This window comes from Shewanella sp. FeAMO (assembly GCF_053653955.1).
Genome location: NZ_CM132201.1, coordinates 2565711 through 2585241, shown reverse-complemented (window position 1 = coordinate 2585241; position 19531 = coordinate 2565711). Strand labels below are relative to the sequence as shown.

The following is a 19531-nucleotide window of genomic DNA, read 5'->3' as shown; positions in this document are numbered from 1 at the left end:
AAAATCATAATTGAGCAGGGGTTATCGTTCTGCCTTCTCAACAAAAACCGTATTTCATCTTGCAATGGGGGCTATCAAGCGAACATGGAGTATTCAACCAGAGGCTTAAAGCGGACTGCAAACTGTAACAAAGCATGTCTCTTTAGCAACAATTGCTGAAAAGTCGCCGCGTCCATGATTTACTTGCGCACTATGCACCCGAAAAACCGATAAGAATTCAAATTTCCAACAAACGGGTGCCGGGAAGGAAAATAATATGAAAAAACTCACCCTTTGCCTGGCGGTGTCATTGGCGCTGACAGGGCTGTCTGCATGCCAAACCCAAGGCTCTCCCGAGGCGATGGCGTCCAAAGTCTCTGCTGCTGTAAAACAAGATCAGAACCAAGCGTTCAGTGCGTTCAGTCAAAGCTTTATCGATTCGCTATGGCAGGTTGCGCCGACCTGGGCACTCTATAACGGCTTTCATCAATACGATGGCAAACTCCTGGTACCGGATGCGAACAGCCGCACCGCGACGTTGAACTTTATTCAGCAACAGCGCGCCAAGATGGCGAGCTTTGATTTTGCGGCGCTGACAGCGGCTAACCTGATTGACTATCGTTTGATTGAAAATGTCCTCGGCAGCATGGAGTGGGAAATCAAGCGCTTCAAGTCCTGGCAGTGGGACCCATCCAGTTACAATGTGGCCGGTGGTTTTGCGCAAATCATCAATGAGGACTTTGCACCTTTGGATCAAAGGTTGCGGTCTGCATTGGGCCGATTGGAAAATGTGCCAGCCTATTACCTGGCGGCGCAGCAAAACATAGATAATCCTACTCTGGAGCACACAGAGTTGGCCATCATGCAAAATCAGGGTGCCTTTACTGTATTGTCCGATGAGCTGCTCGCCAAGGTGAACGCCTCCGGCCTGAGCGCTGATGAAAAGGGGTTATTCAAGCAAAGAATGGATAAAGCCGTGGTTGCTATCGAAGGGCATATCCAATTTCTGAAACAGCTGGAGCAGCAGCTCAAGCGCGAAGGTAGCCGTAGTTTCCGGATAGGTGAAGCGCTCTATGAGGAGAAGTTTGCCTTCGATATTCAGGCTGGTATGAGCGCCAAGGCCCTCTATGAAAAAGCGCTGGCCGATAAGACCAGGGTTCAGGGCGAAATGGCGAAAATTACCGATAAGCTCTGGAGCAAGTATTTCCAGGAGCCCAAGCCGCAAGACGAGAAGAAGGCTATCAGGCAGTTGATCGACAAGCTTTCGGCCCGGCATGTAAAGCGGGAAGATTTTGTGGCCGAGGTGAGGGCGCAGATCCCCGAGCTGGTGAAGTTTGTCAATCAACACGACTTGGTGACTCTGGATCCGAAAAAGCCTTTGGTGGTCAGGGAAACTCCTGAATATATGCGGGGTTTTGCCGGAGCCTCCATCAGTGCTCCCGGCCCTTATGAGAAGGGCGGCAACACCTATTACAACGTGACTCCCCTCGATGGCATGACCGACGAGCAGGCCGAAAGTTACTTGCGCGAATATAACCACTGGATATTGCAGGTACTGAACATACATGAGGCGATCCCCGGCCATTACACCCAGCTGGTGTATTCCAATGAGTCACCGAGCCTGGTCAAGAGCCTGTTTGGCAACGGTGCCATGGTGGAAGGTTGGGCCGTTTATGCCGAGCGTATGATGCTGGAACAGGGCTATGGCAACTTTGAGCCGGAAATGTGGCTGATGTACTACAAGTGGAACCTCAGGGTGATTTGCAACACCATTCTGGACTACAGCATTCAGGTCAAGGGGATGACTGAAGAGCAGGCCATCAAATTGATGACGGAAGAAGCCTTTCAGCAGCAAGCCGAGGCGGAAGGTAAATGGCGCCGGGCAACGCTGAGCCAGGTACAGTTGACCAGCTATTACGCCGGATATCGTGAAATTTACGACCTCAGGGAAGAGCTCAAACAGCAGCAAGGCAAGGCGTTTGATCTCAAGACGTTCCACGAAAGCTTCCTCAGCTATGGCAGTGCCCCGGTCAAGTACATCAGTCAATTGATGCAAGACAAGTAGCAAAGGCCGGCGTAAGCCTTGTACTGCATGGCTTACGTCAGAAGAGAGGGCTTGATCGCCGCTTGCCCAATTGCCTATAGGGACAGTTTGACCATCTGTCCCTTTTTCATTATTCCTTCTGTGTGATCCTGCGCACTTTAGCCAGTACTAAAGGAGGATTTTGCTAGCTCGGTTAGGTTAACTATGTTAACGTAAATGGTAATGGTTCTTATTTGAGAATTGTGTTGACGGAAATGACGAAAATTTTATTAGTGGATGATGACCTGGAGTTCAGGGACTTGCTCAAAGAAGCACTGGAGGGCGAGGGGCACGATGTTGTTTGTGCCGCTGATGGTTTGGATGCGCTGATGAGACTCGACACTTTTACTCCGGATGTTATCTTGCTCGATTTAATGATGCCCAAACTCAATGGCTTTGAGATGTTGCTTGCCCGTAAGGACAACACTCCTGTCATAGTGATCTCGGCTATCGACAGTGAAGAAGAAAGGATCAAAGGTTATGAACTGGGGGCAGACGATTTTCTGAGTAAGCCATTCAGTGTCAAAGAACTGCTGGTGCGGATTCAGGCGCTCATAAGAAGGATCAATATCAGTAAAGGGCAGGACACCGCCGATCTTACGCTCAACAAACATATTCAGTTTGACGAAACTGATTACACTGTGGCCATTGCCGATCAGCAGCTATCCTTGACCCAGACAGAATTTCGCCTGTTTAAGTACCTGTTTGAACGCAAGGGACAAGTGGTTACCAAGCAGGAGCTGCAGCGACGAGTGCTGAAAAAAGAACTGGGGCGGTTTGACCGTAATCTGGATATGCATATCTCCAATACCCGGCGTAAACTGGAGCAGACCCGTTTGCCAAGAAGCCTTATCAATACGGTGCGCGGCCAGGGATACAGCTTCAGCCTTTGGTAAGGTGCTTTAAGCCCTACTGATTTCCCCTCGAATACCAGAGCCTGCTTCGGCCGCGTTTTCAAGCGCGGCCGATTTGGTTTATCCTATAGCCCACTTGCGTGAGCCTTTCCAGGCTCCACACCCTATAAAAGCAATGAAGGAAAACATCATGCGGATCAGCGCGAATTTTGATGGTGGCAATATTCAGGTCATCAGTCTTGATAACAAGGACGACATCAGACTGGCGATCCGCCCGGATCAGGGCGGAGAGTTCTACCAGTGGTTCAATTTCCGTTTTGAAGGCCAGGTAGGAAACAGTTACACCCTCAATATCATCAATGCCGGCAGCGCTTCCTATCCCAAAGGTTGGGAGAACTATCAGGCCGTTGCCAGCTATGATCGCCAGCACTGGTTCCGTCTGCCGACCAAGTATGATGACGGAAAATTAAGTATCAATGTGGAATTGGACGCCGATGCGATTCAGATAGCCTATTTTGCACCTTACAGTTATGAACGCCACCTGGACCTGCTCAGTGCAGTACAGGTGCATCCTGAAGTGAGCCTGGAGCACCTGGGTCTGACCTTGGATGGTCGCGATCTGACGCTGGTCAAGGTGGGGGACGGCGATAACAGCAAGCGCAATATCTGGATCACAGCCCGTCAGCACCCAGGGGAAACCATGGCCGAATGGCTGGTGGAAGGTTTGCTGTACCGTTTGCTGGACTCGGATGACCCTGTCTCCAAACAGTTGCTGGATAAGGCTAATTTCTATGTTGTACCCAACATGAATCCGGACGGCAGCGTCAGAGGCCATCTGCGTACCAATGCCGCCGGTGTTAACCTAAATCGTGAGTGGCAAACGCCAAGCCTTGAGAAGAGCCCCGAGGTGTACCATGTGGTACAAAAGATGAAAGAAACCGGCGTGGACCTCTTCTATGATGTCCACGGTGATGAAGGTCTGCCTTATGTGTTCTTGGCAGGCTGTGAAGGCATTCCTTGTTGGGATGAGCGTTTGACTCAGCTGCAACAGGAATTTGCCTCGGCGCTCTTGCTGGTTAGCCCGGATTTCCAGGCCGAACATGGCTATGAAAAGGACGAACCAGGCAAGGCCAACCTGACCATAGGTTCCAACTGGGTCGGCGAAACCTTCAACTGCCTGTCAAATACTCTGGAAATGCCTTTTAAAGACAATGATAATCTGGCCGATCCGCTGGTGGGCTGGTCCCCCGAGCGTTGTCTGTACCTGGGTGAAGCCTCTTTGACCGCCATGCTGGCCGTCGTGGACAAACTCAGGTAAGGAGCAGCTATGGCACTGGTTGAATGCCCTTTATGCCACAAGCGGATCTCCAGTAAGGCACCCAGTTGCCCACACTGCAGTTCCAAACTGGGACCCAACACCGAGTCGCTGTCGAGGATCAGCCATATTCAGCAGTCGACCAAACTGATGAACCAGAGCTTTTTGGCCTTGACCCTGTTTATCGCCGGGGTGGTCATCTGGTTTTGGGGGGGAGAAGTCGCCGAAGGCAATCGAGCTATCGCCGGTGCCGTCTGCTTTACGCTCGGTTTTGTGGGTTACCTGATAACCCGGGTACGTATTATTTTGCACAAGCGGAAAAGTGTATGACAGATATCAACAAAGTGATTGAAGAGATGCCGGTTGAAGTCTATGAAAGACTGCGCAGCGCCGCCGAGATAGGTAAGTGGGAAGATGGTACTGTGCTGACCGAGGAGCAGCGGGAAAACACGCTGCAACTGGTGATGCTCTACCAAGCCAGGCGTTTGGATCAAACCGAGCACTTCACCATAGGCGCCGGTGGGCAGATCAACGAACTGTCCAAGGCGCAGCTGAAAAAGCAGTTTCGTGGTGAGAGTATTGCTGAATTCAAAGAATCTGATCTGTAATTAACTACTAGGATTCTATTTATAAAAAAGCCCTGTATATACAGGGCTTTTTGCTATCAATTAAATTCAGTCTGCCGTGAGTTCGCCACAGAGGTTTTGCTGCATCTGCCGTCTTATCTCTTCTGTGCCCAGCCCTTGGGAGAGCAGGTAGTGCAACTTGGTCAAGGCGGCTTCCGTGGTCATATCGGCGCCACTGATAACGCCTGCCTTGGCCAGGGCGTTGCCTGTGGCATAACCGCCCATATTGACTTTTCCCTGCAGACACTGGGTCAGATTAATAAGCACAGTGCCCTTGTCGTTGGCCCGTTTGAGGGTTTCCAGCAAGGCGGGATCCTGCGGTGCATTGCCGACACCATAGGTCAGTAATATCAGGGCTTTTACCGGTTGCTGCAGTATGTTGTTGAATACCTCGGTGGAGATCCCGGGATACAGAGTGACCACACCTATGGGATGAGGAGTAATGGGCGCCACTTTCAAGGGCTTATCGCAGGGCGGCGCAATTTTTCCGGCCCGCAGGCGAATTTTGATCCCGGCTTCCAGCAATAAAGGGAAGTTCGGCGAGGCAAAGGCATCGAAGCCGTCGGCATGGGCCTTGGTAGTGCGGTTGCCGCGGAATAGTTTATTGTTGAAGAACAGGCAAACCTCGGCAACCGGATAATTGGCCGCGATATACAAGGCATTGAGCAGATTGGTCTGGCCGTCTGAGCGCAGCTGTGACAGCGGAATTTGCGAGCCGGTGACGATAACCGGCTTACCGAGATCCTGCAGCATGAAAGACAGTGCCGATGCGGTAAACGCCATGGTGTCTGTGCCGTGAAGAATGACAAAGCCATCATACTTGTCATAGTTGGCCTGAATGTCGTCGGCTATCATCTGCCAGTGGCTGGGGGCCATATTGGAAGAGTCTATCAGCGGACAATATTCCTGGATCACGAACGTCGGCATCTCTTCATGAAAAAACTCCGGCATGGAGTTGACGCATTCTGTCAGGAAGCCGGCGACCGGGGCAAAGCCGTTACTGGTTTTTTGCATCCCTATGGTGCCGCCCGTGTATGCGACATAGATGGACTTTTTTTTGTTCATAATCTGGCTTTAGTTTTCACTGGGGCAAAAGAGAGGCCGGATTATAGCAAATCAAGCCCGGCAGCATAAGGCACAAAAAAGCCCGGCGAGCCGGGCTTTCAGGATTATCAGTAACTGCAGTTATCGCAGTAAAGATAGACGCCGTTAGGGTCGTCAAAGGCGGCAAACTCTTCCAGTACCTTGCTCCATTGAGTCAGCAGTTTTTCCAGCACGCTGGACTGCTTGACGCTGTGTGGCAGATAAGCGGAGACACTGGCGAACATCTCCTGAATGAAGAGTTGCTCAGGTGTCAGCTCCTGCTCTATCACTCGGCTATCGAACTTATCCAGTCCGGCCATTTCGGCGGCCTTGGCGATGGCGCTATCGAGATCGCCCAGTTCATCCACCAGACCCAGCTCCAGAGCTTTCTTGCCGGACCAGACGCGGCCCTGGGCAATCTTATCCACCTGTTCGAGTGTCATATTGCGCTCGTTGGCGACCAGCGAGATAAAGTCTTTGTAGCCGCGTTCGATATGGCGCTGTATCACCGCCTTGACGCCATCGGAAAGTGGCCGGGTAACAGAGAGACCGGCCCAGTCGGAGGTGGCCACTCCATCAGTATTGACACCGATTGAAGACAGAGAGTCCTCGAAGGTGGTTATCATGCCGAAAATGCCGATGGATCCGGTCAGGGTAGTGGGGTTGGCATAGATATAATCGGCGCTGGCCGAAATCCAGTAACCACCGGAGGCCGCCATGCTGCTCATGCTGACTACCACAGGCTTACCGGCTTTCTTCAATGCCAGCACTTCCTGACGAATTTGCTCGGAAGCAAAGGCGCTGCCGCCGGGGCTGTCGACCCTGAGCACTACGGCCTTGATAGTGTCATCGAAGCGGGCCTTACGCAGCAGGGCAGAGGTACTTTCACCGCCGATATCACCGGCAGGTTGACTGCCGTTGAGAATATTACCCTTGGCCACTATGATGCCCACTCCTTCGGTGGGTACCAGCGCCGGCAGTGGTGCCATCAGCTTGGCATAGTCGTAGTAGCTGACCTGCTTGAAGCTATCTCCTTCCTTGCTTTTGCCTACCAGGTCCAACATCGCCAGGCGGAAGTCTTCAGCGCTGGCCAGTTTATCAACCCACTTGAGGTTAACCGCCATGGTTCCGGAATCGCCATCGGCTTGTTCCAGTTCTGCCAAATAAGCTGTGGCATTAAGGCCAAGGCTGGATTTGTCTATGCCGCGATTGGCGGCCACAGTGTCTGTGTAACTGCCCCAGATGTCGTTGAGCAGGACAGAGTTGGCTTCTTTCGCCGCTTCTGACATGTCATCACGGATAAAAGGCTCAACCGCTGACTTGAAAGTGCCGACACGGAAAATGTGCGCCTTGATTTTTAACTTATCCAGTGCCGACTTATAGTATTGGCGGTAGCGGCTCAGGCCATCTACCGCCACCATGCCCTCAGGGTTGAGGTAAACAGTATCGGCAAAACTCGCCAGGAAATACTGATTCTGATCATAATAGTTACCTATTGCGACCACAGGCTTGCCACTATCTTTGAATTCGTTGAGTGCCTGGCCTATGGCGCTGAGCTTACTCAGACCGCCGTATTGCAACTCGGACAGATCCAATACCAGAGCCTTGATCCGCTTGTCATTGGTGGCACTGTTAATGGTATAGAGCACATCACTCAATAAGATTTCGCCGTTGACATCGGGTCCTTTGCTTTGGCTCAACATCGCCTCGAACGGGTCAACCTGGCGCTTTTGATCCACTATGCCGCCGGCCAGGTTCAGTACCAGCGCCGAGCCATCCTCAACTTGGATTTCATCACTGCTGACCATGGCGATGACCACGGCTATCAAAGCGATGAAGAATAGCGGGAAGAACACTATGTTCAACACCAGCTTGCGAATGAAGTTGATCACATTCCAGATCAACATCAGGGTATTCTTGGTTGTCAGGGGTTTTGCGGACATAGCCACTCCATTTTTCCATGCATTCCGTTAATGCTAACTGAAAATAGCTGCAACGGGAAAATACATTTGTAAGTGATTTTATTCCTGAGCTTTCACTGCGTTAGCCGATGAGTCGCCGGCGGCCAATGCTTTATGTTGAGCTTGATGGCGGCTCAGGTTATGCTGATTTAAATCACTTGTTTAAAAAGGATGTTTTAATGTCGGGCTTTCCTCATTTATTAGAACCCTTGGATCTGGGGTTTACCCAGCTGAGAAACCGGGTACTCATGGGTTCCATGCATACCGGGTTGGAAGAAGAAAAGGGCGGTTTTGAGAAACTGGCACACTTCTACAAGGAGCGGGCGCTGGGTGGTGTGGGTTTGATTGTCACCGGCGGCATAGCGCCCAACTTTCGCGGCCGTTTGGCACCCAATGCCTGTCAGCTGAGCTTTCCCTGGCAAGTGGGCAAACACAAAATCGTTACCCGAGCTGTACATGAGGGCGGCGGCAAGATCTGTATGCAGATCCTTCATGCCGGCCGTTACGGCTATCATCCTTTTTCGCTGGCACCGAGCAAGGTCAAGTCACCCATTACCCCATTTACGCCGAGCGCCATGTCGTTGCGGCAAATCCGCTGCACCATAAAGGATTATGCCACTTCTGCCGAACTGGCCAAACGGGCCGGTTATGATGGCGTAGAGGTGATGGGCTCTGAAGGCTATCTCATCAATCAGTTCATCTGCGAGCGGGTCAATCAGCGCAGTGATGAGTACGGCGGCAGTTTTGCCAACCGTATTCGCCTGCCACTGGAAATTGTTCGCGCTATCCGCGCCAAGGTTGGTCCCGAGTTCATCATTATCTTTCGTCTGTCTATGTTGGATCTGGTCGACAAGGGCTCAAGCCTCGAGGAGGTCATTGAGCTCGGCAAAGCGCTGGAACAAGCCGGTGTCACTATCATCAATACCGGCATAGGTTGGCATGAAGCCAGGATCCCGACCATAGCCACCAGCGTACCCAGAGGCGCCTTTGCCTGGGTCACTGAACGTTTGAAAAAAGAACTCAGTGTTCCTTTGGTGGCTACCAACAGGATCAATACGCCTGAGATAGCCGAGCAGATCCTCGCCTCGGGGCAGGCGGATATGGTGTCTATGGCCAGGCCCTTCCTGGCCGATCCTGAGTTTGTCAACAAAGCCGCGACCAATCAAAGCGAAGCCATCAATACCTGCATCGGCTGTAATCAGGCTTGTCTCGATCATACCTTCTCGCTCAAGCGTGCTACTTGCCTTGTTAATCCAAGAGCCTGCTATGAGACAGAGATTAATTTCCCCAAAACTGAGTCCCCCAAACGCCTGGCGGTGATGGGCGCGGGCCCGGCTGGGATGGCATTTGCTGTCTACGCCGCTGAGCGGGGGCACAAGGTGACCTTGTTTGAAGCCCGAGATGAAGTCGGTGGCCAGTTTAACCTGGCGCGCAAGATCCCAGGTAAAGAGGAATTCAACGAAACCATACGCTACTTCAAGAATCGCCTCGCACATTTTAAGGTGGACTTGCGTTTGAATACGCCGCTCAACGCCTCGGTGCTCAGGGATGAACCTTTTGATGAGTTGGTGGTTGCCAGTGGTGTCTTGCCAAGAGAGCTCAACTTGCCCGGGTTTGATTCTCCCAAGGTGGTCAGCTATCAACAGGTGCTGCGGGGCGAGGTGGAAGTCGGCCAGCGGGTGGCACTTATCGGCGCCGGCGGCATAGGTTTTGACTTGGCGCATTTCCTCGGCGAGCAGGAGTCCAGTACGCTGGAGCCGGAACGTTGGTATCGTCAGTGGGGCATAGACACAAGTTACGCCGAGCGCGGCGGACTGGCCAAACAAGCACAGGCGTATGCTCCGGCCAGAGAGCTGTATTTGTTGCAACGCAAGAAGAGCAAGCTGGGTAAAGGCTTAGGTAAGACCACGGGCTGGATCCATCGCATGGTGCTTAAGCAGCACAAGGTGACAGAGCTCAGTGGGGTCAGCTATGAGCGCTTTGATGACCAGGGATTGCACATACTGATTGATGACAAGCCGCAGCTGCTGCCTGTGGATACTGTGGTGATCTGCGCAGGTCAGGAATCCAACCGTGTGCTGTTGCCGGAACTGGAAGAGTGCGGCTTGCCAATGCACCTCATTGGCGGCGTTGATGTCGCTGCCGAGTTGGATGCCAAACGCGCCATTCGTCAGGGTGCAGAATTGGCGATGAGGATCTAGTCTCTAACCGGGTTTAACTCCCCGCCACGGCGGGGATTTTTTTGCTTTACTTATAACCTTATTGTCGAAAAGTGGACATACAACAGCATCGGATTGGGGAGATATCAATGATGAAAACTACCATGGCGAGTAGCTGCGCGCTGGCGCTGTTGACCGGCTTGAGTTTAGTGGCAACCGCCGCTGGTGCAGATAATCCGGTTTCCGTTGAAACGCCTGCCTATGATAAGGCGCTGGCCCATGCACTCGGTGCCGATCAATATGGTATGAAACCTTATGTGATGGCGTTTTTAAAGGCGGGTCCCAATCGAAGTGGCAGCAAAGAACAGCGCGCCGAGCTTCAAAGAGCGCACATGAGCCATATTCAGCGTTTGGCGCAAGAGGGCAAACTCGTGTTAGCCGGGCCCTTTATTGATGGCGGCGAGTGGCGGGGGATTTATATCTTTGACGTTGCCAGTTTGGCTGAGGTTGAAGCCTTGACGGCCAGCGATCCTGCGGTTCAGGCCGGTAGCCTTATCATGGAACTTAAAGCCTGGTACGGTAGTGCGGCATTGCTGGAGGTCAATCGTATTCACGCCCGGATAGCCGAGTCACAGCCTTGAGTGACAAGCTCCCCTGGCACCACTAAATGAGCGTTTCAAAGTCGCTTGAGAATATCGTTCGGCACTGAGCTCAACCCGGGCGGCGGTAAAAAACCGCCCAAGCCGCGTTCGATACGCAAATGCTGCAAATCCAGCGCTCGGGTCAGGGGCACGAAGAGGGCGCCGGGATGAAGGATATATTCGCTCACCAGGTTGAAGCCGCCGCCACAGATAACCCTTTGATACTGCCAGCCAATATCTGAGGCCGGGTACAGCTGCAGCCGGGTTAATCCGGGTTTGCGCTCTTTGTTGTTGCAGTTGTTGAAGTCGCTCAGAGCACTCTTATCAAGGGATTTGCTATCAAGGGGGTTGTTATTAAAGCCTGCATCGGCGCTTGGGTGCGGCGGCGCAATAATATCTATCGCTTCTCCTGCCTTTGCGGCGTGTTCAAGCAGCATAGCCTGCTCGGCAAGGCTTCCCGAGTGGATCACCAGAGTCTGTTTAGTCTTTTCAAGACCCTTTGGGGTTGCATCTTGGGACTTGTCTTCGCCGAGTAACGGCAGCCAGAAGCGTTGGCCCGTTTGATTGGAGAGTGCCTGTTCCTGCTCAGGGGTCGGCCATTCACAAAACCAGATTTGCTGAAAACGGGGAATATGGGCAACGCGCTGGCGATAGACATTCCAGTTGAGCAATCTGGCGATATAGACAAGTTTGCCAGGCAAGGGGATATCCCCAAGCTCGCCCCAAATGCCCCCGGGGAAGGCGTCTATCAGCATGAGCCGACACGCTTGTTGCTTGTTGAGCGATGCCAGTAACTGCTTGAGCCAAGCGCTGAGTTCGGCTCGGCTCTGAAGCCTGGTCGGCAGACTGATGTGTTGAATGCCCTTTGGTAACAGCGTGTCGACCGCTAACGGCAGCGGACTTGTGATCACCAACGCTTGCTGCGCCTTGACAACGCCGAGCACTTTCAGTGCCCGGCTCAAGTGCCCGAGTCCGCCGCCGGGGGCGTAATAGATAAGCATCAGTAATTCGCCGTTTGAGCGATCTGTGTCTTGATGGCAGCCAAATAGCGCTCGGCTTCAGCCTCGGCGCTGCATTGACTCAGTACCGTTTGGTACAAGGCCTGGCTCTTGGCGGCGCGAATCGAAGCCGTATCGGTTTGCCAACGCACCAACGCATCCAAAAGCGATTCCGCCGAAGTTGGATGAAACAGATAACCTGAGTCCGTTTGGCCGCGGAGATTATTTGCTGCATTACTGTCAGTCAAACGGCCATCAAAGACATGCTTTTCGTGCTCATTCAGGCTGTCAAAGATAAGATCGGCCATACCGCCGCAGCAGGCGCCGAGCACAGGGATGTTAAGCGCCGCCGCCTCCAGCAGTACATTGGGGGTTCCCTCATAGAAAGAGGGAATAGCGATAAGGTCGCATACCAGATAACGGCTTACCAGCTGATACCTGTCAAGAAACGGCTCCAGGGTGTAACTGCCCTCGGACAGAGTCTGCAACAGCTCGGCTGCGCTTTCATCCAACTCGCCAATCAACAACAGATGGCAGCTGTGTACCAAGGGGCTGCGTTTGAAGGTCTCGATAAAAAAGGCCAAACCTTTTTTCTCTTTCAAATGGCCGAAAAGGCCAATCACAGGCTGACTGGGATTTTCCAGGTTATTGGAACGCCAGGCTTTGGCTTGCTCTTTATCCAGCGGCAATGGTTGCCAACGTTCACTATCCAGGCCATTACTCATGTTGTGCACTCTGACTTGCGGCCACAGGGCTTTGACCCGTTTTGCCTTGTCGGCGCTGACGGTCAATACCAGCGCGCTGGCTTGCAGCGTATCCTGCAGCACTTGATAGCGACGATGATCGAGAATACTCAAGTCAAAGTCGTTGCCGCGCAGCAATGTGATAAGCGGTAGCCCAAGCCAGGCGGCAAAGACTCGCCCGGCATGCATGGAGAAGGGATAGCCATAGGCAACGACAGCATCATATTCACCCTCCAGCTTGTGCCATAGAAGATTGAGCGAGTGCGCCGGGTTTGTACCCATGGGGAAGCTGTGATCGCAACCCTGCTCGGCAAAATAGCCGGTCTCCTTTTCCAAGCCGCCGGAGCGTAAATGATAAAGGGTGATATGTACCCCAAGCCGCCGCAAATGGCGCACCAGTCTATCGCAGGACAATGCCATGCCGCCTTTGGCCGGCGGGTAGTGTTGAGTCAGCCACAGTAGCCTGGGGTTAGCTGTCATAGATATCCCGATACTCGTAATCCGGCAACTGCTCATCATCTTCATCGACAGGGAGCTCAAAAGCGGCAAAGTCCTCGGCATCAAACTCTTTATTGTAACTGCCGTGTTTGGTGTGCAGTTGGTACCAGGCACTGCCGAGATACAGTTGTTTGAGGGCGAAACCGGCAAGCGGATCCTCAGGTTTAACGCCTTGTAGGCTCAATTGCTCATACTTGGTGCCTGAGCGCGGATCTTCATAGACTTCCTTGCCGACCTTCAAGGGTTTGGCGGCGCACTGAAAACACAGACCGGTTTTGGGATCCAGGTGATGTTCGCAGACACTGGCTTGGCACTCACTGCAACTGCCAACGGCAGGTTGGCCGCAAGGGCTGAGGGTGAAAAAACCGATTTTTAGCTGACACTGACTCATATTATCCCCTGGCTCGAATACTGGTCTGTTGATAGGACTTGGCGATGGTTCTGAGAATATTCTCGGCATCCATCAAACGTGACTCACCGATAAATTTAAAGGTGGAGTTGGATTTCACCTTGGTGATACCGTTTTGAGTCTGTGCCTTGCTCGTTGGTGCCAGTTTGGTTTTACGCAGATGGTAGTGATCAGGATTCAAGGTCAGGCAGCTGCGAATGCTGCGCCGTCCCTTGTACTTGATCTTGGTTTTGACCTTGCCTCGGGCGTTTCGACGGGTGCGTTTACGACGACAGATAACATCATCCACCCGCAGTTGCAGCTCATTGCCGTCTTTGAGTTTGGCCCTGAATTGCAACAGTGGCACTTCAAAGTAGGCCAGTTGGGTGCTCTTCTCGGGCTTTTCGGTTCGGGCCGGCTTACGTTTATGTATGGAGTCGAGATCCAGTTTCAGCTGCACGCTGTTGGTCTCCATCGCCAATACCTGCATTAACTTGATAAGACCAGTGCGCACATTGTCGTTGACGTCCATACGGTTGCAGCTGTGAAGCAGTAATATCGAGGCCAGAGTCAAACCCACCAGGGTATACACCACCAGGTGAGGCACGGGCAGGAATATGCTGACAATAGTGAAACCTATCAACCAATTGCGGCTGCGGCGAAACTGGCGTCTCAATGGGCTGCCCATACGATCCAATCGGGTCAGACGCTTGAGAAACAGTAACCAGTGCTGGGTCGAATGGGTTGCATCCAACTTCTTGGTGCGGATAAATTCCTGCTCCGCCGGGGTTAACTGCTTGAACACTTTGCGCATTCGCCAGTAGTGAAGCGGGGCGTTAAAAGGGTTTATGGCTGTTTCCATATCGTTTCCTTGACATTAAACAGGTGCTATTAAACGAGTAGCTATTAAGCGCTAGCTTGCATTGGGCTTTGACTCAGCTGTATATACAAGTCGCTGAGCTGAGCGCAGATCTGTTGCCATTGGAACTGCTCTGTCACCCTTTGTTGGCCCTTGAGTCCCAAATCTTTGGCCTTGGCCGGTTGACTGAGCAGCTCAATACAGGCTCTGGCGAGCTCGGAGGGCCTGGAGGGAGGAACCAAGAGCCCATGCTCTTCATGGGTTACCAGCTCACGAATAACCGGCAGATCCGAGGCGATAACTGCGGTGCCGCAAGCCATGGATTCGAGCACTTTCAAAGGGCAACATCCCTGAAGCATGTTGCGCCTGCAGGGCGTGAGCGGAGCCAAAGATGCGCTCGCGGCCTGAATTTTTTGCCTGAGACTGGCTTGGTCCAGCCCGAAATGCAGCGAAACACAATCTTCCAGTTCCATGGACTTGAGCCAGGCCTTTACCTGCCGGGCCTGGCGATTTTCGAGTGACAGGCAGAGATCCAGCCGGACCTCCAACTGCTGACGCACCAAGGCAAAAGCTTTGAGCAGATCTCTAAGCCCCTGCCAGCGCTGGGCAGCACCAAAATAGATGAGCCTGGGTAGACCATCCTCTGCTTGCCTCAATGGCTCGGCAGGCGGCAACTCGGCGCCGTTTGGCAGATAGACTACTGGAGTAGAAGTGCGTTTTTCAAGGCCGGCAGCCGTGAGTTTTGATGGGGTCACAATCAGATCGGCACCATCCAGGCAACGTTGCTCCCAGGCGCTGATTTTGGCCAGGGTTTTTCGCGGCAGCGACAGGTGAATAGGCAGCTCTATGCTGGGCAGGGCATTGACCTCATAGACAAGCTTGAGCGCTGGATTGTCCTTGCGATGATCCAGCAAAGGCACCCCCGCCCAGGGATCGCGAAACTGCGCCAATGTCAGGGTATCGCGATTTTGCCTGAGCAGCGCCCCAAGCTGATTGGCATAGTCCAGCGCCTTGGCAAGCACGTTATTGCCCGAGCTTGGGTTTAGCTGGTGCCTGACGATACTGACCGCACTGCTTACCTCGTAGGGATTGCTGCCGAGTGACAGGGTTTCCTGCTGCCAGGAAGGCATCTGGGGATCACCTTGTAGATAGAGCATACCAGGGGACTGGAAGGCAAACAGGGTTGACGCCATATAACGTATATGGGTCGAAGCGCCTTTGGGCAGAGGGTAACGATCAAAAGCGCAATAAAGACTTTTGAATGAATAACTTGAGTCTGATTTCATAAGTCCGGCAGAGTACCGGAGTCAGGCAGGATTTACAACGAAAAAACGCTTGTTTAACTGTAGGAGATCTGCCACTGACGGCGTTTTTTGCGCTTGTGTCAGGCCAAGTGTTTAACCCGCAGCAGCGGCATGTCGGCGCCTTCGCTGGAGAGATCCAAGTCCAGATCTTCCGTGGGCACACAGCAGCAGGGCAGACATTCATCCGCCTGTAACTCGGCCAATGGCGTGGTCAGGTAAGTGACCGCGCCACTGCGCACCCGGGTCTTGCAGGCGCCGCAAAACCCGCTGCGGCACTCGGAAAAAATGCTCACCTTACGGGCTTCGAGCGCTGCCAGGAGAGTCCTGTGCTCTGTGGTATACAGCAGCAGGGGCTCTCCGCGCAGCAGCACGATAGGGGCTTTGTTAAAGGTCAAAGTCGGAGAACTCATCGTCGTCGACAGCCGAGTCTATCTGGCCGACCAGGTAGGATGATACTTCCACTTCCTGAGGCGCGACCTGTACGGCATCGCTCTCCAGCCAGTTTTTCATCCAGGGCAGGGGATCGCTCTGCTCACTGTATGGTGCGCCCAGGTTAACCGCTTTCATTCTCTGATTGGTAATGAACTCCACATACTGGCATAGAATGGTTTCGTTCAGGCCTATCATGGAACCATCCTTGAACAGGTACTTGGCCCAAGCCTTTTCCTGCTCGGCGGCGCGCAGGAACAGATCGTAAGCTTCCTGCTGGCACTCTTTGGCGATTTCACCCATCTCAGGGTCATCTTTGCCACCCTGCATCAGGTTGATAATGTGTTGGGTCGAGTTCAGATGCAAAGCTTCATCGCGGGCGATCAGGCGAATGATCTTGGCGTTGCCTTCCATCAATTTGCGCTCGGCAAAGGCAAAGGAGCAGGCGAAGCTGACGTAAAAACGTATCGCTTCAAGCGCATTGACCGACATCATGCACAGATAGAGGGCTTTTTTGATGGTGCGGGTAGTGACTTCAAGCGTGTGACCGTTGACGTCAAACTTGCCTTCACCATGCAGGTGATACAGCTGGGTCAGTTCGATAAGGCGGTCATAATACTCGGCAATATCGCCGGCGCGCTTGAGGATCTCCTCATTGACCACTATGTCATCGAACACCACGGATGGGTCGTTGACAATATTGCGGATGATATGAGTGTAGGAACGGCTGTGAATGGTCTCGGAGAAGGACCAGGTTTCAATCCAGGTTTCCAGCTCAGGCAGGGACACCAGCGGCAGGAAAGCCACATTGGGGCTGCGGCCCTGAATCGAGTCCAACAGGGTTTGGTACTTGAGGTTGGAGAGGAAGATATGCTTTTCATGATCCGGCAGGGCGCCGAAATCGATTTTGTCGCGGCTGACATCCACTTCTTCTGGGCGCCAGAAGAAAGACAACTGCTTTTCGATCAGTTTCTCGAATACTTCGTACTTCTGTTGATCGTAACGGGCCACGTTAACCGCCTGACCGAGAAACATAGGTTCGCGGGTGGCATCGTTGGGGGTTTGACAAAAAATTGAATAAGCCATGATCTACTCTTTCCAAACAACGGGGCCACCTGGGCCCCGAACTTGTTACTTAATCCTGCTTAAATCTTGCAGGCGCCGCCGGCACAACCGTCGTCTTCCTTCTCGATGCTGGTAATGTCATCGAATTTGTCGGAAGCACCATCACGGGTGTTATGGTAGTAAAGGGTCTTGACCCCGAGTTTGTAGGCGGTCAACAGATCCTTGAGCAGCAGCTTCATCGGAACCTTGTTACTTTCAAACTTGGATGGGTCATAGTTGGTATTGGCCGAAATCGCCTGATCGACAAACTTCTGCATAATACCCACCAACTGCAGGTAACCGTCGTTGCCGGGCATCTGCCACAGCAGTTCGTACTTGTCCTTGAGTTCTTCGTAATCGGGCACCACTTGCTTGAGCTGGCCATCTTTACTGGCCTTGACGCTGATAAGGCCGCGTGGAGGCTCAATACCATTGGTGGCGTTGGAGATCTGCGAAGAGGTCTCGGATGGCATCAGTGCCGACAGAGTCGAGTTACGCAGGCCATGCTGCTTGATATCGTGACGCAGAGCATCCCAATCCAGGTGCAGCGGCTCATCACAAATCTTGTCCAGATCCCGCTTGTAGGTATCTACCGGCATGATCCCCTGAGAATAAGTGGTCTCATGGAACAGCGGGCAGGCACCCAGCTCTTTGGCCAGATTCATCGAGGCCTTGAGCAGGTAGTACTGTATGGCTTCAAATGTTCTGTGGGTCAGGCCGTTGGCGCTGCCGTCAGAGTATTTCACCCCGTTCTTGGCAAGATAGTTGGCGAAGTTGATGACCCCGATACCCAGAGTGCGGCGGTTCATCGATGCCGTCTTGGCAGAAGGAATAGGGTAGTCCTGGTAGTCCAGCAGGTTATCCAGGGCGCGCACAGCCAAATCGGCAAGGCCTTCCAGTTCGCCCAAGTCTTTTATCGCACCCAGGTTCAGCGCTGACAGAGTACAAAGGGCGATTTCACCATTTGGGTCGTCAATATTGTTCAGTGGCTTGGTTGGCAGGGCAATCTCAAGACACAGGTTAGACTGACGCACAGGGGCTACTTCGGCGTTGAACGGACTGTGGGTGTTACAGTGATCCACGTTCTGCACATAGATACGGCCGGTGGAGGCGCGCTCCTGCATCATCAGCGAGAAGAGCTCGACCGCTTTTAGGGTCTTCTTGCGAATGCTCTGGTCCTGCTCATATTTCACATACAGGCGCTCAAACTCGTCCTGATCGGCAAAGAAGGCGTCATACAAGCCGGGAACGTCCGATGGGCTGAACAGAGTGATGTTCTCACCTTTGATCATCCGCTGATACATCAGCTTGTTGATCTGTACGCCGTAGTCCAGGTGACGGATACGGTTGTCTTCAACACCACGGTTATTTTTCAGTACCAGCAGCGATTCAACTTCCAGGTGCCAGATAGGGTAGAACAGAGTTGCAGCGCCGCCGCGAACGCCGCCCTGGGAGCAGGATTTCACCGCAGTCTGGAAATACTTGTAGAAAGGCAAACAACCTGTGTGGAAGGCTTCACCACCACGAATAGGGCTTCCCAGAGCGCGAATGCGGCCGGCATTCACACCGATACCGGCTCTCTGACTGACATACTTGACGATGGAAGAGGCCGTGGCATTAATGGAATCCAGGCTGTCGTCACACTCGATCAACACGCAAGAGCTGAACTGACGGGTCGGCGTACGCACACCGGACATGATAGGGGTCGGCAAAGAGATCTTGAAGGTAGAGACCGCATCATAGAAGTCTTTGACATACTGCAGCCGGGTTTCCTTCGGATAACGGGCAAACAGGCAAGCGGCCACCAGAATATAGAGGAACTGGGCACTTTCGTAGACTTCATGAGTCACACGGTTTTGCACCAGATACTTGCCTTCCAGCTGTTTGACGGCGGCATAGGAGAAGTTCATATCGCGCCAATGGTCGATATAGCTGTCGAGCACATCCAACTCTTCACGGCTGTAGTCTTCCAGCACATGCTTGTCGTACTTGCCCATGGCGACCAACTTGCTGACATGATCGTACAGTTTTGGCGGCTCAAACTGACCAAAGGCCTTCTTACGCAAATGAAAAACAGCAAGGCGAGCGGCCAGGAACTGATAGTCCGGAGAGTCGGGAGAGATCAGGTCGGCGGCAGCCTTGATAATGGTTTCATGGATGGCCTCGGTGGGGATGCCATCGAAAAACTGCAGGTGAGAACGCAACTCCACCTCGGAAACCGAGACGTTGTTTAATCCTTTGGCTGCCCAGGTGATAACACGGTGGATCTTATCGAGATCTATCGTCTCGCGTGCGCCACTGCGTTTGGTAACTGTCATAGTGCTATTCATTGAAGATAGGCCTTGGTTGTAATATCTGTGAAATGACGCGACGGCGTCATTAAACCTTCCCTTGTAAAACAATCAACCGAACAGTTAACGACGGCGGCCCGAGAGGGCTCTGTTAACCGGGAGTTTCCAGTGCAAGACTAGTATGTCTGATTGCTACCGATACACAAGATATGGTGT

The 19531-nt window shown here is 52.8% G+C and carries 17 protein-coding genes; 7 read left to right on the top strand and 10 right to left on the bottom strand.

Annotation, left to right across the window (positions count from 1 at the left end):
* The first annotated feature begins 256 nt into the window (after positions 1-256).
* The 5 genes from ACWAU4_RS11545 to ACWAU4_RS11525 all read left to right on the top strand — a co-directional run bounded on the left by ACWAU4_RS11545 (position 257) and on the right by ACWAU4_RS11525 (position 4839).
* Entirely contained in the window at positions 257-2044 is a 1788-nt protein-coding gene (locus ACWAU4_RS11545; protein ID WP_208242345.1) for a DUF885 domain-containing protein, read from the top strand.
* Positions 2045-2277: 233 nt separating this feature from the next.
* A complete protein-coding gene (locus tag ACWAU4_RS11540; protein WP_025010433.1) occupies positions 2278-2958 on the top strand; it encodes a response regulator transcription factor in 681 nt (226 codons plus the stop codon).
* A gap of 148 nt (positions 2959-3106) precedes the next feature.
* On the top strand, positions 3107-4234 hold the full coding sequence (locus tag ACWAU4_RS11535) for a M14 family metallopeptidase (RefSeq protein WP_093982809.1): 1128 nt from the start codon (positions 3107-3109) through the stop codon (positions 4232-4234).
* 9 nt (positions 4235-4243) lie between these two features.
* The gene (locus ACWAU4_RS11530; RefSeq protein WP_025887361.1) at positions 4244-4561 is read left to right on the top strand and encodes a hypothetical protein; all 318 of its coding nucleotides are present in this window, start codon (positions 4244-4246) and stop codon (positions 4559-4561) included.
* On the top strand, positions 4558-4839 hold the full coding sequence (locus ACWAU4_RS11525) for a YeaC family protein (protein ID WP_025887363.1): 282 nt from the start codon (positions 4558-4560) through the stop codon (positions 4837-4839). Before ACWAU4_RS11530 ends, ACWAU4_RS11525 begins: the two co-directional genes overlap by 4 nt.
* A 66-nt stretch (positions 4840-4905) precedes the next feature.
* On the opposite strand, the gene ansA is transcribed toward ACWAU4_RS11525, so the two are convergent.
* Entirely contained in the window at positions 4906-5922 is a 1017-nt protein-coding gene (gene ansA, locus ACWAU4_RS11520) for an asparaginase (protein ID WP_044734515.1), read from the bottom strand.
* A gap of 107 nt (positions 5923-6029) precedes the next feature.
* The gene (sppA, locus tag ACWAU4_RS11515; RefSeq protein ID WP_025010429.1) at positions 6030-7883 is read right to left on the bottom strand and encodes a signal peptide peptidase SppA; all 1854 of its coding nucleotides are present in this window, start codon (positions 7881-7883) and stop codon (positions 6030-6032) included.
* Between the two features lie 197 nt (positions 7884-8080).
* On the opposite strand from sppA, the gene ACWAU4_RS11510 reads away from it, so the two are divergent.
* Both ACWAU4_RS11510 and ACWAU4_RS11505 read left to right on the top strand, forming a co-directional pair.
* Positions 8081-10102 carry an oxidoreductase gene (locus ACWAU4_RS11510; protein WP_219011936.1) on the top strand — a complete coding sequence of 674 codons (2022 nt, stop codon included), beginning with the start codon at positions 8081-8083 and terminating at the stop codon, positions 10100-10102.
* 107 nt (positions 10103-10209) lie between these two features.
* Entirely contained in the window at positions 10210-10701 is a 492-nt protein-coding gene (locus tag ACWAU4_RS11505; protein WP_243890883.1) for a YciI family protein, read from the top strand.
* A gap of 35 nt (positions 10702-10736) precedes the next feature.
* Here the strand turns inward: ACWAU4_RS11505 and ACWAU4_RS11500 are convergent, their stop codons facing one another.
* The 8 genes from ACWAU4_RS11500 to nrdA form a co-directional block, all read right to left on the bottom strand.
* A complete protein-coding gene (locus ACWAU4_RS11500) occupies positions 10737-11702 on the bottom strand; it encodes a hypothetical protein (protein WP_144131027.1) in 966 nt (321 codons plus the stop codon).
* Positions 11702-12922, bottom strand: a complete 1221-nt coding sequence (locus tag ACWAU4_RS11495; protein WP_208194229.1) for a glycosyltransferase family 4 protein — start codon at positions 12920-12922, stop codon at positions 11702-11704. The genes ACWAU4_RS11500 and ACWAU4_RS11495 overlap by 1 nt, the downstream gene beginning before the upstream one ends.
* Positions 12912-13331, bottom strand: coding sequence for a hypothetical protein (locus ACWAU4_RS11490; protein WP_025010425.1), 420 nt, complete (start codon positions 13329-13331; stop codon positions 12912-12914). Before ACWAU4_RS11490 ends, ACWAU4_RS11495 begins: the two co-directional genes overlap by 11 nt.
* A 1-nt stretch (position 13332) precedes the next feature.
* Complete coding sequence (locus ACWAU4_RS11485) at positions 13333-14190, bottom strand: hypothetical protein (protein ID WP_045282790.1); 858 nt, start codon at positions 14188-14190, stop codon at positions 13333-13335.
* 44 nt (positions 14191-14234) lie between these two features.
* Positions 14235-15473 (bottom strand): glycosyltransferase family 4 protein, encoded by a 1239-nt coding sequence (locus ACWAU4_RS11480; protein WP_144167312.1) that lies wholly within the window; start codon positions 15471-15473, stop codon positions 14235-14237.
* Between the two features lie 98 nt (positions 15474-15571).
* Complete coding sequence (yfaE, locus tag ACWAU4_RS11475; protein WP_037436974.1) at positions 15572-15901, bottom strand: class I ribonucleotide reductase maintenance protein YfaE; 330 nt, start codon at positions 15899-15901, stop codon at positions 15572-15574.
* Complete coding sequence (gene nrdB / locus ACWAU4_RS11470) at positions 15876-17006, bottom strand: class Ia ribonucleoside-diphosphate reductase subunit beta (protein WP_096141787.1); 1131 nt, start codon at positions 17004-17006, stop codon at positions 15876-15878. The genes yfaE and nrdB overlap by 26 nt, the downstream gene beginning before the upstream one ends.
* A gap of 59 nt (positions 17007-17065) precedes the next feature.
* Positions 17066-19354, bottom strand: coding sequence for a class 1a ribonucleoside-diphosphate reductase subunit alpha (gene nrdA, locus ACWAU4_RS11465; protein WP_025010420.1), 2289 nt, complete (start codon positions 19352-19354; stop codon positions 17066-17068).
* Positions 19355-19531: the final 177 nt, after the last annotated feature.